Origin of the sequence: Paraperlucidibaca wandonensis (assembly GCF_042677145.1) — a bacterium.
GTDB lineage: Bacteria > Pseudomonadota > Gammaproteobacteria > Pseudomonadales > Moraxellaceae > Perlucidibaca > Perlucidibaca wandonensis.
In genome coordinates, this window is record NZ_JBHTIT010000001.1 from 1111182 (window position 1) to 1125973 (window position 14792).

General features: G+C 53.5%; 13 protein-coding genes. 1 reads left to right on the forward strand and 12 read right to left on the reverse strand.

What is annotated here, in order from left to right; translation table 11 throughout:
- Nucleotides 1-3: 3 nt before the first annotated feature.
- Nucleotides 4-903 (reverse strand): acyl-CoA thioesterase, encoded by a 900-nt coding sequence (locus ACFQ0F_RS05180; RefSeq protein ID WP_379069771.1) that lies wholly within the window; start codon nt 901-903, stop codon nt 4-6.
- A 150-nt stretch (nt 904-1053) separates the two neighbouring features.
- Between ACFQ0F_RS05180 and plsB the strand changes: the two genes are divergently transcribed.
- Entirely contained in the window at nt 1054-3597 is a 2544-nt protein-coding gene (gene plsB, locus ACFQ0F_RS05185) for a glycerol-3-phosphate 1-O-acyltransferase PlsB (protein WP_379069774.1), read from the forward strand.
- Nucleotides 3598-3684: 87 nt separating this feature from the next.
- Here the strand turns inward: plsB and ACFQ0F_RS05190 are convergent, their stop codons facing one another.
- The 11 genes from ACFQ0F_RS05190 to ACFQ0F_RS05240 form a co-directional block, all read right to left on the reverse strand.
- Nucleotides 3685-4575 (reverse strand): class I SAM-dependent methyltransferase, encoded by an 891-nt coding sequence (locus ACFQ0F_RS05190; protein ID WP_340676459.1) that lies wholly within the window; start codon nt 4573-4575, stop codon nt 3685-3687.
- A complete protein-coding gene (locus tag ACFQ0F_RS05195) occupies nt 4572-5399 on the reverse strand; it encodes an undecaprenyl-diphosphate phosphatase (protein ID WP_340676458.1) in 828 nt (275 codons plus the stop codon). Before ACFQ0F_RS05195 ends, ACFQ0F_RS05190 begins: the two co-directional genes overlap by 4 nt.
- A gap of 8 nt (nt 5400-5407) precedes the next feature.
- Nucleotides 5408-5854 (reverse strand): acyl-CoA thioesterase, encoded by a 447-nt coding sequence (locus ACFQ0F_RS05200; RefSeq protein WP_379069778.1) that lies wholly within the window; start codon nt 5852-5854, stop codon nt 5408-5410.
- Nucleotides 5851-6549, reverse strand: a complete 699-nt coding sequence (gene tsaB / locus ACFQ0F_RS05205; protein WP_379069781.1) for a tRNA (adenosine(37)-N6)-threonylcarbamoyltransferase complex dimerization subunit type 1 TsaB — start codon at nt 6547-6549, stop codon at nt 5851-5853. Before tsaB ends, ACFQ0F_RS05200 begins: the two co-directional genes overlap by 4 nt.
- Nucleotides 6546-8489 (reverse strand): ATP-dependent DNA helicase, encoded by a 1944-nt coding sequence (locus ACFQ0F_RS05210; RefSeq protein ID WP_379069784.1) that lies wholly within the window; start codon nt 8487-8489, stop codon nt 6546-6548. The genes tsaB and ACFQ0F_RS05210 overlap by 4 nt, the downstream gene beginning before the upstream one ends.
- 64 nt (nt 8490-8553) lie before the next feature.
- Entirely contained in the window at nt 8554-9645 is a 1092-nt protein-coding gene (gene hemH, locus ACFQ0F_RS05215; protein ID WP_379069787.1) for a ferrochelatase, read from the reverse strand.
- Between the two features lie 119 nt (nt 9646-9764).
- A complete protein-coding gene (adk, locus tag ACFQ0F_RS05220) occupies nt 9765-10415 on the reverse strand; it encodes an adenylate kinase (RefSeq protein WP_379069790.1) in 651 nt (216 codons plus the stop codon).
- A gap of 88 nt (nt 10416-10503) precedes the next feature.
- Nucleotides 10504-11790, reverse strand: coding sequence for a c-type cytochrome biogenesis protein CcmI (gene ccmI, locus ACFQ0F_RS05225; protein WP_379069793.1), 1287 nt, complete (start codon nt 11788-11790; stop codon nt 10504-10506).
- A complete protein-coding gene (locus ACFQ0F_RS05230; protein ID WP_340676451.1) occupies nt 11787-12248 on the reverse strand; it encodes a cytochrome c-type biogenesis protein in 462 nt (153 codons plus the stop codon). Before ACFQ0F_RS05230 ends, ccmI begins: the two co-directional genes overlap by 4 nt.
- Entirely contained in the window at nt 12245-12808 is a 564-nt protein-coding gene (locus ACFQ0F_RS05235; protein ID WP_340676450.1) for a DsbE family thiol:disulfide interchange protein, read from the reverse strand. The genes ACFQ0F_RS05230 and ACFQ0F_RS05235 overlap by 4 nt, the downstream gene beginning before the upstream one ends.
- Complete coding sequence (locus tag ACFQ0F_RS05240; RefSeq protein WP_340676449.1) at nt 12805-14778, reverse strand: heme lyase CcmF/NrfE family subunit; 1974 nt, start codon at nt 14776-14778, stop codon at nt 12805-12807. Before ACFQ0F_RS05240 ends, ACFQ0F_RS05235 begins: the two co-directional genes overlap by 4 nt.
- Between the last annotated feature and the right edge of the window lie 14 nt (nt 14779-14792).

Below are 14792 nucleotides of genomic sequence, written 5' to 3' on the forward strand. Positions count from 1 at the left end.
ACATTAGGCAATCGGTGGTGAACTCTCCGCATTTTTCGGCCTAGGCGCGCGGCGGCGTTGTAGGCCTTCTTGCGCCGTTGAGGCTACCAAGCGGCCATCGCGGGTGTAAATCAAACCACGATTCATGCCCTTGGCTGCAGAGGCTGATGGCGCATCCATATGGTAATAAAGCCATTCATCCATGCGCGCTTCACGGTGAAACCACATGGCGTGATCGATGCTTGCGCATTGCATATCTGGCTGCATGAAATGCGCGCCATGCGGCAACATAGCTGTGCCCATCAAGGCAAAGTCTGATGAAAATGCCAACATGCATTGGTGCAGAAATGGGTCGTCGGGTAAGGTCATTTGCGCCTTCATCCAATGCCCGCGCATTGGCTCTTTTGGCTGTGCATCAAACGGGTTAACAGGATCAATTGGGCGCAACTCAATCGGGCGCTCCAGTTCTAACCACGCGCGATGCTTTTCCGGCACATAGGGCGCAATCATGCGGCGCAGATCAAGCTCGCTAGTAAAGGCCTCAGGCCCTTCGACATCGGGCATAGGGAATTGATGATCAAAACCAGCCTCTTCGGTGGCAAACGAGGCCATCATGGTGAAAATAATTTCACCAAACTGAATGGCCTTCACCGTGCGTGTGGTGAAGCTACGGCCATCACGCACACGTTCAACTGAGTAGACGATGGGTGACTTAGGGTTGCCGGGGCGGAGAAAGTAAGCGTGCAGCGAGTGCGCCAACAGGTTGTTTTCCACCGTGCGGCCAGCAGCCATTAGCGCCTGACCTAAGACTTGGCCGCCAAAGACATTGTGGCCAAAGTAGTCGTGACTGCGGCCACGAAACAGGTTCACTTCTAAGTTTTCTAAGTCCAGCAGCGATAACAACTCTTCCATTACAACAGACATTGCTTACTCCTTCGGTCGGTTCCACGCCACAATTTCGACAAAATGATAATTGCCGTGCGTGCGTTTGTTCGGCTTTTGTTACACTCAGGCTCGATTTTAACGCGTCACTGCTTTATTTAGACGCTAGCTTTTGTACAGGATGCCTGCATTATGCTGAGATTTCTCGGTCTAGATCGCCTATTACGACTTATTACCCGCAGCTTGATGTACCTCTGGGTGCGCGTGCAAGTCTCGCCAAATGATCTCGAGCTTTTAGGTATCGACCCTAATCGTCCCATTTGCTATGTCTTGCAAAACCGTCTGCTCTCGAGCGTGCTGGTTTTAGAAGCAGAGATGAGTCATCTCGGCATGCCTCGGCCATTGAGCTCGATGCGGCGCTTTGGCTTACGCGAAAAGCACTCATTGATTTGCCTAACGCAAGAGCATCGCAACCCGCTGGCAAAACCTCGTCACGCGCATTCACCACGCCTAGTGTCATTGATGGACGCAGTCTTTGAAGACCCAACGCTCGATGTGCAATTAGTGCCAGTGACTATTTTGTGGGGCCGCTCGCCCGACAAAGAAAGCTCGTGGCTAAAAATTCTCTTTGCTGACTCATGGGCAACGCCATCGGCATTGAAGCAGTTCATCACCATCATCTTGCATGGTCGCCAAACCATTTTGCGCATGAACCCACCCATTTCTCTGCGCCAACTCTGCGACGACACGCAAAGTAGCGAGCGCAGCCTGCGCAAAGTATCGCGCGTGTTACGCGTGCACTTCCGTCGCCAGCGCACTGCCGCCATTGGCCCGGATATGTCGCACCGCCGCACCATGCGTAGCGACATTATCGGCTCCGATGTTGTGCAAGCAGCCATCGCCAAAGAAATGGAAACTCACGATGTCACTCGCGATGTTGCTGAAGCGCGGGCTCGTATTTACGTCAACGAGATTGCCTCGGACTACTCATATCCAGTGATTCGCTTCTTTGAGAAGTTTTTAAACTGGCTGTGGACGCGCTTGTATAACGGCGTCACGGTGAACAACTTCGAAGTTATCGAAAAACATGTCGCCGATCACGAGATTATCTATGTGCCCTGCCATCGCAGCCACATCGATTATCTGCTGCTGTCCTATGCCATTTTCACGCGTGGCTATATGGTGCCGCACATCGCCGCTGGCGCGAACTTAAACATGCCGGTGGTGGGCAGCTTGCTACGCCGCGCTGGCGCATTCTTTTTACGCCGCACATTCAAAGATAACTTTCTTTATGGCGCGGTGTTTAACGAATACCTGCACCAAATTTTAAGCCACGGCTATCCCATGGAGTATTTCGTTGAAGGCGGCCGTAGCCGCACGGGACGCCTGCTGCCGGCGAAACTTGGCATGGTCAATATGACCTTGCGCAGCTATCTGCGTGACCACAAGCGCCCGCTAGTGTTTATTCCTGCCTATATTGGCTATGAAAAACTTATGGAAGGTGGCACCTATATTGGTGAGATGCAGGGGCGTCCAAAAGAGAAAGAAAATCTATTCTCTTTAGTGATGTCTATTCGCAAGCTAAAAAAAGTCTTTGGCCGTGTGCATTTAAGCTTTGGCGCACCGATCTACCTAGACCAGCATCTCGACACACATATGCCAAACTGGCGCGCTGATGGCCCTGCTGCTGCCGATTCAGCAGCCTTTATACCAACGTCTATGGCGCTTGGTCTTGAGATCAGCACCGGCATTAACGCCAGTGCCGTGGTCAACCCCATCAACTTATTAAGCTTGGTGCTGTTATCGACGCCGAAACACGCCATCGATGAAGATCAGCTCGCCGAACAAGTCGCGCTGTATAAGTCCCTGCTTGCTGCCGTGCCTTACACCGAGCGTGTCACCCTCACCGAGCTCGATGGCCCGGCCATGGTGGCATACGGTGAAGAGCTGAAAATCCTACAGCGACGTAAGCATCCACTCGGCGACTTGCTTTATCTGCACGAAGAAGAAGCCGTGCTGATGACGTACTTCCGCAACAACACGTTGCATTTGTTCGCCCTGCCCTCATTGATCGCAGTGCTACTTCTGCAATGTGGCGACATCTCTGACGAGGAGCTGCTACGCCGCGTGAAGTCGGTCTATCCTTTCTTAAAATCTGAGCTGTTTTTACGCTGGAATGAAGACGAATTGGCCGACGTTGTGGCGCAATACATCGACGCAATGATTGACTTGAAACTAGTCAATCGCACGCGCTCTGGCTGCCTAGCACCACCAAAAGTCAGCAGCGAAGAATATGCTCGCTTGCATATTTTGAGCCGTGGCCTGCGCCAGACTCTGGTGCGTTACCACATGACGGTGACGATTTTGAACCAGCGCGGCACCGGTAAGCTAACGCAGCAACAGCTAGAAGAGCTTTGCCATTTACTTGCTCAGCGCCTGTCATTTGTGCGTGAGTTCAGTGCCCCTGAGTTCTTCGATAAAGGCTTGTTTAAGGGCTTTTTAGACACACTGAAAGCATTAGGCTTCATTCAAGTCTGTGGTCAAGGCACGATAGTGTTCGATAAGCGCCTTGGTGGCCTTGCGCAAGAAGCCTTGGAGGTACTGCCTAGCGGCATTCGCCAAGCCATTTTGCAGGTGACGTTGATTACCGACGAGGAAGTGAATATTGCTTTAGACGCACTTGAGGCCAGCAAAGAGCGTAAGAAACAACGCGCCGCGGCAAAAGCCAACTCATAATGGTCTGGTGCTGAGAATCCCTTAGAGTTGCATATCCATGGAACTAGCCCCGCCCGCGGGGCTTTTTTCTACCCACATGAAACTGGCTTAGCTTAACGCTCTTGGCGTATAGAGATCGAAACGGCTGCTTTGGCCGAGCATACGTTGGTGCGGTTCATCACCATTGAGATCGGGTGCAATGCGCGGACGCTTAACCACCACACGCTTGGTCGCCACAGCTCGCGCCAATGCCAGCAAAGCATCGGCATCTTCGTCACTACCAACCACATGGCGAAATGCCCACATGTCCTTTTTCACCTTCGCGGACTTTTCGCGATGCGGAAACATCGGATCTAAATACACTACTTCGGGGCGCGCCTCTGGTGGCAGTAGCAACTTAGCGCGCAACACACTCTGCGCATCATCGGCGTGCAATATTAAGCGCTCAGCCGTGCCTGCTAACTGAGCACTTTGCTGAGCGCGGCGCAGGCCATCGGCTAATAAGGCATGCACCAAGGGCACACGCTCAACCATTTCTACTTGCGCGCCAAGTGAAGCCAATATCCAGCTATCGCGACCAAGGCCTGCAGTAGCATCAAGCACACGAGGTGTGGCGCCCTTACGCAGGCCACAGGCGCGAGCAACGGCCTCACCGGCACCATGACCATTGGCAATGCGTCGCTGCAAGCTTGCATCGGCAAAATCAACGCGCACAGGCCCAGGTAAAGGTTTTTCTAGCGTTTGTAGTGCTAGGCCGTGCTCATCATAAATAAGCACAGACTCGGCGCTATCTGTGTGATCGGCTTGAGAGTTGCCATCATTTGCTTCAGTAATGCGCGTTTGCAGTCCGGCAAATAATTGTCGGCGATGCTGATTTTGCTCGCGCCCTGCCAACGGCTGCTCAGGCCATCCAGCCACGAATATCGCACCCAGCCTTTGTGCTTGCTCTTGTGCAAGCTCGGCATGAGCCTGCGTTAAGCAATACAGCGCCAGACTCATGACAGCCAGTTAATCCAGCCCGCCCAAGCGCTGATAAAGATGAATAGGCCGAAGCCGATGCGATACCAAGCAAACACCGTAAAGCCATGCGTGGAGACAAAGGCGACCAGGGCTTTCACCACCCAAGCGGCGACGAGGAATGCCGCAATAAAGCCAATGGCGAAGACAGGAAGATCGGCCAAGATAAATTCGTGACGGTGTTTAAAGACTGAATATACCGTGGCGCCAATCATGGTTGGTACGGCTAAGAAAAAGGAGAACTCAGCAGCTGTTTTACGTGACAAGCCCACCAGCAAGCCGCCAATGATGGTCGCGCCCGAACGCGAGGTGCCGGGAACCATCGCTAAGCATTGAGCAAAGCCAACCTTAAGCGCGTCTTGCCAGCGCATATCATCGACATCATGCACGCGCACAATATGCTCACGGCGCTCAGCCCAGAGGATGACGACGCCACCTAAGATCAGCATAAAAGCGACCACGAAAGGACTAAATAAATAGTCGCGAATCACGCCAATTGCAAAGAAGCCAATAACTGCCGCCGGCAAAAAGCCCACTAAAATATTCACCACAAAGCGAGTAGACACTGGCTCTTTACTGAAGAAACCACGAGTCACTCGGTTTAAACGCTCACGATAGTCCCAGCACACGGCCAAAATAGCGCCAAGCTGAATTGAAATTTCAAACACTACGCGTTTATCGTGAGTCCAGAAGTTCATCAGCTCGCCGGCAAGGATTAAATGCCCCGTGCTGGAGATCGGTAAAAATTCGGTAAGACCTTCGACAATGCCCATGAGTAGAGCTTGAAAATACAGTAGATAGTCCATCAAAAATCCTATGGTGCGGTGCTAATGGCGGCGGCCGAGTAGGCCTGATAAAAAGCGCTGGGCATGCGGCGAATACGGCCTTGGGCAATATCGACACAAACGAAATGGGTGCTGCCACGGAATACCGTTTGGCCATCGCTGAGACGAATAAACTGATAACAGCGATGCGTGGAAAGTTTATCAACCTCGGTCAGCCATGTGGCTAATATCAGCTCGTCATCGAGGTGTGTGGGCAATAAATAGGACAGTTCGTGCTTGCGTACGACCATGCCGTGGCCGGAGGCTTCATATTCGTCTGGGCCTAGGCCTAATGCACACGAGTGCGACCACGCCACATCCTCAAGCCATTGTAAGTACACAACATTATTGGTGTGGCGCATGACATCGATATGTTCAGGCAACACACGCACGGTGACGGTATGCTGCTGCGGATGGTCAAAATTAGGGCTGCTCATAGGCCGCGACCAGGCAATTTGCGCCAGACATTATCGCGTAAATACACAGGCAAGGCCTGCTCAGGCGCCAGTGCCGGTTTATCGGCTAGATACTCAGCCGCTAGGCCGGCAACATCGACAGCGCTAGGCGCTAGATCTGGCCATTGCTGACTGACAGGCATTTGCGCTGATAACACCTCGCCATAGCTGCTCCAGCCGCTGCCGACACCAACGCGCTCTATGTTGCTGGTGAGCCACTCAGCAGGTAGCGCATCGGGCTTGCACACCACTACCGGCACTGTTGGCTGCATCCAACCATCGACGCAATGAAACACGCCAGCGTAAATCTCGCCCATGCGGGCATCGAAGCAGGCCATGACATCGCTAACGCCATGTTCGCGCCAGGCCGCTTGCGCCAAGGTTTGTAAGCTGCAAATGCAGACCATGCCAAGGTCTGCGCCAAACGCTAAGCCCTGCGCCACGGAAGCGCCAATGCGCACGCCAGTAAAGGCGCCGGGGCCGTTAGCGTAGGCAATGGCATCGAGTGATTTTAGCACCCAGCCAGACTCGCTGAGCAGCTCATCGACCATCGGCAAGATGAGCTGTGTTTGCTCACGCGGGGCAAATTGATGGCGAAAAAGCATCTCGCCAGACTCAGTCGATAGCAATGCGGCCGAACAGTATTCGGTGGTGGTTTCTAAGGCCAGCAACTTCATGTGTGCGCAGGCTCCAAGGCATTAATAAACTCAAAAAACTCGGTCACGACAGCAATTTCTCGGGTGCGACGCATGGGCGGCAAGCTTTGCAAAAACAACTGGCCATAGGGTTTACCGACTAAACGCGGGTCGCAGACCATGAGCACGCCAGTATCGAGCACATCACGAATCAAACGCCCTGCGCCCTGCTTCATGCTGATAATCGCCGATGGCAGCTGATAAGCCATAAATGGATTCTGGCCACGCGATTTATAGGCATCAAGGCGAGCTGACATCACCGGATCACCCGGTGAGGCGAACGGCAGTTTATCAATAATAACCAGCGATAGCGCCTGACCGCGCACATCAACGCCTTCCCAAAATGCACCCGTGGCCAATAAAACGCACTGCTCAGTGCTGGCAAAGCGGCGCAATAGTTCGGCTTTCGGCTGCGTGCCCTGAACCAAAAAAGTAAAGTCGAGCTGCTTTGGCAGCCATTCGGCAGCTTCACGCAGCGCTCTATGCGAGGTGAAAAGAAAAAATGCGCGGCCCTGACTGGCATTTAGCACTGGCACTGCAGCTCTCAAAACAGCATTGGTGTAATCCATCGCGCCAGTGTCAGGTAAGCCGCGCGGCACATAAAACAAGGCCTGCTGCTCATAAGCGAAAGGGCTAGGCAGCTGAATCGCCTCGATATCATCGCTCAAGCCTAGCTGCTGGCGAATATGACGAAAATCTTCGCGCACGGCCAAAGTTGCCGAGGTAAATATCCACGCCATCGGGTCTTGATCAATCAGCGCGCGAAATGGCTGCGAGACTTCTAGCGGCGTCCATTGCAGCACAAAGCCTTTGCGGAAGGTCTCGAACCAATGCACTTGGTTGTCTGGCGTATCGCCGGTGAGCTCTTCAAAGGCCTTGCCTAGCTCTTCGGCACGGCGGTGGCAGCTATCCAAACCCTTGCTACGATCTTTCAGCGCCGCTAAGGCATCGAGTAAGGCGCCTAAGCTTAAGTTCACCGCCGCAATAGCGGCCGGCATCTCTGGCTGCTCAATGACCTCGGCCCACACGCCCTTGCGCGAGTCTTCACCCAGCTGCAGACGAAAATGCGCTAATCGCGTCTCGATGACCGACACCAAGTCATTAGCGCCACGTAAATCACCGCCAGCCGCCAAGATTTCGCGCAAGGTGTCAGCCAGCAAATCGTTAATTTGCCGCGACGATAGGCTCTGGCCAAAGAACATCGCCGCCGTTTCCGGCAACTGATGCGCCTCATCAAAAATCACCGCATCTACCGCCGGCAATAGCTCACCAAAGCCGCGATCTTTCAGGGCTTTATCGGCAAAAAATAAATGGTGATTGACCACGATGATGTCGGCCTCGGCCGCCTGCTCACGCGCCTTCATCAGCGGGCAATCATCGATTTTGGGACACTCTTGGCCCAGACAGTTATCCGCCGTACTCGTCACCAATGGCCAGACGCTAGAGTCTTCAGCAATGTCGATAAGTTCAGCAATATCGCCCATTTGCGTCTTGCCTGCCCACGCCGCCACACGCTGCAAATCGTGCACGACCTGTTTGCTCTCTAACTCGCCATCGCTCAAATGCTGCTCTAAGCGGTAGGGGCAAAGATAGTTGCTACGGCCTTTTAGCAGCGCGGTGCGAATAGGCTTGCCCAGTAGTGTGCGCACTTGCGGTAAATCGCGATGAAAAAGCTGATCTTGCAGGTTGCGCGTGCCGGTGGAGACCAAGGTTTTTTGCCCAGAAAGCATCGCCGGCACTAAATATGCAAAGGTCTTACCGGTACCCGTGCCGGCCTCAACCAAGAGCTGCGACTTCGCTTTCAGTGTCTTTTCTACGGCCAGAGCCATCGCCACCTGCGGCGCACGCGGCTGATAGCCAGGTACTTTTTCAGCAAAAGGCCCATCAGCACCGAGTGCATGGCTAACACTCATGGTCGTCATTGCGTTACCTGCATGGCGCAGCTCCTGTGGCTTAGTGACGTGCGCGTCATGCTGGTATTAAGCATTAGGTCGCGCGTGAACTAAGTAAAGCAGCTGGAATAGCACTCTGCTCACTTTCTATCGCTGCCAAGCGCGGCGCCAACAACGCCTGCATCATGTCGATGTGCAGCTCATTGGCGTTTAGCGCATCAATATAGGCGTAGCGACCACCGCCCGCCTGCTGGAAAAACTCCCGATTTTCTACGGCGATCTCTTCCAAAGTTTCTAAGCAATCGGCCGAGAATGCAGGGCAAATGACATCAACAGAGGCCAGCGATTGCTCGCCCCAGGCCTTGAGCGTGGCATCGGTGTAAGGTTTTACCCATTCCTGCAAGCCAAAGCGCGACTGAAAGCTCACACACCATTGCTCATCGCTTAAGCCCAATTCACGCACCACAGCAGCTGCGGTTGCACGGCAATGCTCGGGATATGGATCGCCTTTGTCGGCATAGGGCTGAGGAATGCCATGGAAAGAAAACAGCAGCTTTTCGGCTTGACCATTTGCTGCCCAATGCGCTTTGATCGACTCAGTCAGCGCGTGAATATAGTGCGGATGAGCATGATAATCGCGGATGATTTGCAGCGATGGCAGTCGCCGCTGCTGCGGAATCCAGCGCGCAATTTGGTCGTACAGCGGCGCTGTAGAGGTTGCTGAATATTGTGGAAATAATGGCAGCACCACCCATTGATCAATGCCCTGCTGATGGCAATGCGCCATGGCATCACGCAATGATGGCTCGCCATAGCTCATGGCTGGCAACACCTGCACATCGAGAGCGGGAAATGCAGCAGACACACGCGCCTGAACTGCCGCAACTTGCGCCAACAGCGTCTCGCGCATCGGCGACTCATGCGTCCAAATACTGGCATAAGCCTTGGCCACGCGCTTTGGCCGTGATGGCAAAATAAGCAGGCGTAGAATAAAAAACCAAATTAGCCGAGGCACTTCAATCACGCGACTATCACTTAAAAATTCGCGTAAATAGCTGCGCACAGCGGCCGGCGTTGGTGCTGTTGGCGTGCCGAGGTTAGCCAAAATAACCGCTACTTTGGTGCGTTCGATGGTCGGCGCAGGGCTTTTATCGCGGCAATAGCAAGATTCATTAACGCAGTTCATGAGCAACTCTCTCAAACAACACGTGGGCATAATACAGGCCAAATAATTAATGGTCTGCCTGAGCCAGAAACAATAACGCCGCGCAGGGCGCGGCGTTAGTTTACAAGCACTACACGTGTTTAGCTTAACGCTGCCAACATACGTTTGGTGATGTCATCAACTGAGCCCACGCCTTCCACTAAATGGTATTTAGCCGCATTGGGCGTTTGGCCATCACGAGCTTGATAGAAACCAACCAAAGGCTGTGTTTGCTCATGATAGATGGCTAAGCGCTTAGCTACTGTTGCTTCAGTGTCATCTGGACGCTGCACAAGATCTTCGCCAGTCTCATCATCTTTGCCCGCAACTTTTGGCGGATTATGCATGACATGATAAACACGGCCAGAACCGGGGTGCACGCGGCGACCTGACAAGCGCGCGATGATTTCTTCATCGGCAACACGAATTTCGACAACATGATCAATTGACACGCCGGCATCAATCATTGCTTGCGCTTGCGGGATGGTGCGCGGAAAACCATCAAACAAAAAACCTGGCGCGCAATCGGCCTGCTTAATACGTTCTTTCACCAAACCAATGATGATGTCATCAGAAACCAAACCGCCAGCATCCATAACCTTTTTCGCGGCAATGCCAAGCTCTGTGCCAGCCTTCACCGCCGCACGTAGCATGTCGCCGGTGGAGATTTGCGGAATGCCAAAACGGCTCATGATGTTCTGAGCCTGCGTGCCCTTACCAGCACCTGGCGCTCCCAAAAGAATAATACGCATCCATTTTACTCCCAATCTCAAGGCGGCAAGGATACTCGCCCAAGCCGCCTTTTCACAAGACTTTCACCGCCAAGCTGCGACCAACGGACTATCGCGCTTCGACTTTCTCGCTAATTCGCAGGCGCACTATTTGATCACTGGCTTTCTGCACTGGTACTGCTACTGCTTGCCAGCCGGGCCCAGTGGCATCGCCACTAGTCGATATTCTCGCCGAAATAACCACATCCGCGAATGAACTCAGCAGTCTTGCTGAGTTCAAGCTATGGCGATCATTGAGCGCAATCGACATCGGAAACTGCGCCACTGGCTGCCCCACGGCGGCAATCGGCATCGGCATACCGGCAGGTTCGCGAGCGAAAATAAACAAGGTTGCATCGGCGGGTATGGCGCGTGCCAATTCTGGCGCAAGCGTGACCTCGATGCGATATAGCGTATCTGCGGCTGCCGTGACTTCACCGGCGCTACCGGCCTCTGCAATCAAGCCGGCAATGCGTTGATCAGCCGCCGAATCTGCCTCAGCAGCAGGCATTGCCGCGCGCAGGGCTCGTAGCTTCGTTAACACCGCTAGTGCCGTGGCATTATCGCCAGCACGCAAGCTGCCCATACCAAGCATCAATAAGGCGCCTTGATGATCAGGCTCGCGCTGCAAAATACCATTGAGCAAGTTTGCTGCTAGAGAATCCATCGCGCCTTGCTGCGACATGATGCTGGCTTGCACATAGGTCATCGCCACTTGGATATCGCTAGGGCTAAGCTCCACAGCACGGGCCAAAGCCTCTTTTGCCGGACCAAACTCACGTGCTTGCATGAAGCCCAAGCCTAAAGTTAGCCAGCCTTCGCCATTATGCGGATCGGCCTGGACACGACGCTGCAGCGCACGCATAAAGTCCGGCAAACTAGCATCTGGCGATTGTTCCGCCATGTCCTGCCCCGCCAGCAACTTATCGATAGTCGGCGCTAAGCGCTCAGCATTATGCGTATCTTTCGCCAAACCTGGGCTCAAAAATACGCCAAGCCATAACGCCACACTCGCGACAGGAACAATCAGCAATAACGCCAGCGCCAAACCACCCACTTTCAATGGCCGACTACTTTGATCTGCCACTTGTTGGTTATCGGCTAATAGCCCGCGATCGAGCTCCAACTTCAGCGCGGCATAGGTCTCAGCGGTGATGCGCGATGCCATGTGATCGGCATTTAGCTCAGCCAAACGCTCATGATAAATTTGCTTCGATAAGGCCTGCGCGCTACGACCTGTCACCGCCATACCACCGCGTAATGGCCAGAGCAGGCAAAATGCCGTGGCTAGCGCTAATAATATCGCCGCCAACACCATCGGCACTAAGGTCATTTGATCCGCACCCAAACTCATCATGACCTACGCTCCTGATCACCGGACAATACACGCTGCAGCTGCTCCGCCTCTTGTGACGACAATGGCCTAGGCTTGGCAATCACCCCGCGCGTCCGTCGCCACATGGTAAAACCGGCCACAATGAGCAGAATAAATGGACCGAACCAGAGCACAAACGTGCTGGCGCGCACAGGCGGCTTATAGGTAATGAAGTCGCCATAGCGCGCGATCAAATAATCACGAATTTCGCCATCGCTTTGGCCTGCTTTAATTTGCTCATAAACACGGTCTTTCAGGTCCCCAGCTAAGCCTGCATCAGAGCCGGCTAAGTTGGTGTTTTGGCATTTTGGGCAGCGCAGCTCATCAATCAATGCGCGGTAGCGAGTTTCCTGCAGTGGCGTATCGAAGTCGCGGACATCAACAGAGGCAAAGCTTGCTGCAGAAATCAGCATCAGGCTGAGTAATAGATAGCGAATCATGGCTTAGCCTCCTGCGCATATTCAGCTAATAGCGCCTCATAGCGTGGCTTCAATTCGGTTTGCCATGCCTTCGGGTCGAGCACGCCAACTGCGCGATAACGAATGATGCCATTGCCATCGACTAGATACGTTTCTGGCGCGCCATAGACACCTAGATCGATGCCTAAGCTGCCATCTTCGTCAAAAATGACTTGCTCAAAGGCATTGCCGTTATTGCTTAGCCAAGCCAGAGCTGCTTGTCGATTATCTTTGTAGTTCACACCAATAATGCGCACGCCTTGACCTGCTAACTCAACCATGACAGGATTTTCGATAAGGCAGGAAACACACCATGTTGCCCACACATTGAGCAGTGTGACATTGCCTTTAAAGATGCTTTCGTCAAGCTTTAGCTCGGGATCAGCAAGGCTGGGCAAGTTAAAGGCCGGCACTGCGTGGTCTAAGCGCGCAGAAGGCAAAAATGAAGGATCACTGCCATTGCGGCTAAATAGCAAAAGCGCCAAAGCCAAAAACAGTGCCAATGGCAACGCGAAAACTAACCAGCGACTCGATGATTTCATGTCGCCGCTCCTGTGCTAGCACGCGGCGTTGGCGTAGCACTGACACGATGGCGATAACGTTTATCGAGCAATGACATGAGTGCGCCCAAGGCCATCACCAAAGCGCCAAACCACATCCAGCGCACCATTGGCTTCACGTAAACACGCACCGCCCATGCACCATTGTCTAGCGGCTCGCCTAGAGCGACGTAAAGATCGCGCCAGAGCGTGCCGGTAATGGCGGCTTCAGTCATCGGGCTTTGCTGCACGCGGTAGATACGCTTCTCCGGATGCAACACTTCGGACCACGCGCCTGAGCTCACCACCAAGGTGCCACGTTGCGCCGTATAGTTCGGGCCGCGATGATCTTCGACGCCATCAAAACGAAATACATAATCGCCGACAGTTAGTGTCTCACCGGGAGCTAAGCGCACATCTTTTTCCACGCTGTAATGCGAGGTCATTGCCACACCCAAAACCACCATGACCAGACCAATATGGCCCAGCTGCATGCCCCAATAGCTAGGAGTGAGTTTCTTTAGGCCCAGCCAACGCGTTCTGGCATGGCGCGTCTTCACCAGTACATCTTCAAATAAAGCACCTAAGACCCATGCCGACAAGCCAATGCTGAGTGCAACTAGCCATGGCAGATCGCCATAGACCAATAGTGGTAGCGCAATCGCCGCCACTACCGCGGCAATCAGCACGCGCCACAAGGGCAGCAGGCGCTTACTCAAGGTGTCGCGCTTCCAATTGATGTGCGGACCAATGCCCATAAACACCATCAGTACCAAAGTCAGCGGCACAAACAGCAAGTTAAAGTACGGAGGCCCAACCGATAGCTTGCCCAGATCTAGCGCGTCTGCGACTAGCGGAAATAAGGTGCCGAGCAAAACTGTCACGGTCGCAGTGAGCAGGAATAGGTTGTTAATCATCAAGAAAAAGTCGCGCGACACCGTGGTGTGCCTACTCTCGCTTTGCAAACTCGGCGCTTTCCAAGCAAACAAGGCCAATGAGCTGCCAATCACCACAATCAAGATCGCTAAGATATACAAGCCGCGAGAGGGGTCCGAAGCGAAAGCATGCACCGAAGTCAGCACGCCTGATCGCACCAAGAAAGTACCCAACAAGCTCAAAGCAAAGGCAATAATAGCCAGCAACACAGTCCAGGCTTTAAATACGCCGCGCTTTTCTGTTACCGCCAATGAGTGCAGCAAGGCTGTGCCCGCTAACCATGGCATAAATGAAGCATTCTCAACTGGATCCCAAAACCACCAGCCGCCCCAGCCGAGTTCGTAATATGCCCACCACGAACCTAAGGCGATGCCTACGCTTAAAAATGCCCACGCCGCCAATGCCCACGGCCGTGACCAACGTGCCCACGCCGAATCAAGGCGGCCATTAAGCAAGCCCGCCAGCGCGAAAGCAAAAGGCACTGCAAAGCCGACATAGCCCATATAAAGCATGGGTGGATGGAAGATTAAGCCGGGGTCTTGCAGTAAGGGATTGAGGTCATTGCCCTCAATAGGGAAGTCGGGAAATAGGCGGTTGAATGGGTTTGATGTGAATAAGACAAAGCTCATCATGGCTGTGCTGATTAGGCCCAAAATGGCGAGTACACGAGCGGTCATGATCAAAGGCAGTGCTTGCGAAAAGCGTGCGACAGCAGCAGTCCAGCCCGCTAGCACGAGTACCCAGAGCAATAAGGAGCCTTCGTGGCCACCCCAAACGGCGGAAATTTTGTACCAAAATGGCAGCAGCGTATTGGATTGGCGCGCAACATAATCGACGCTGAAGTCATTCAGCAAAAACGCTGCCGTTAGGCCAATAAATGACAACAGTAATAGGCCGAACTGAGCATAGGCTGCTGTTCGTGCGACAGCCTGAATACGGGGCTCACCGCGTACTATGCCCAACCACGGCAAGGTGCCCTGAATTAAGGCCACGATGGCTGCCAATACCAGCGCAAATTGACCGAGTTCAACCCACATAACGTTCTCCTAAT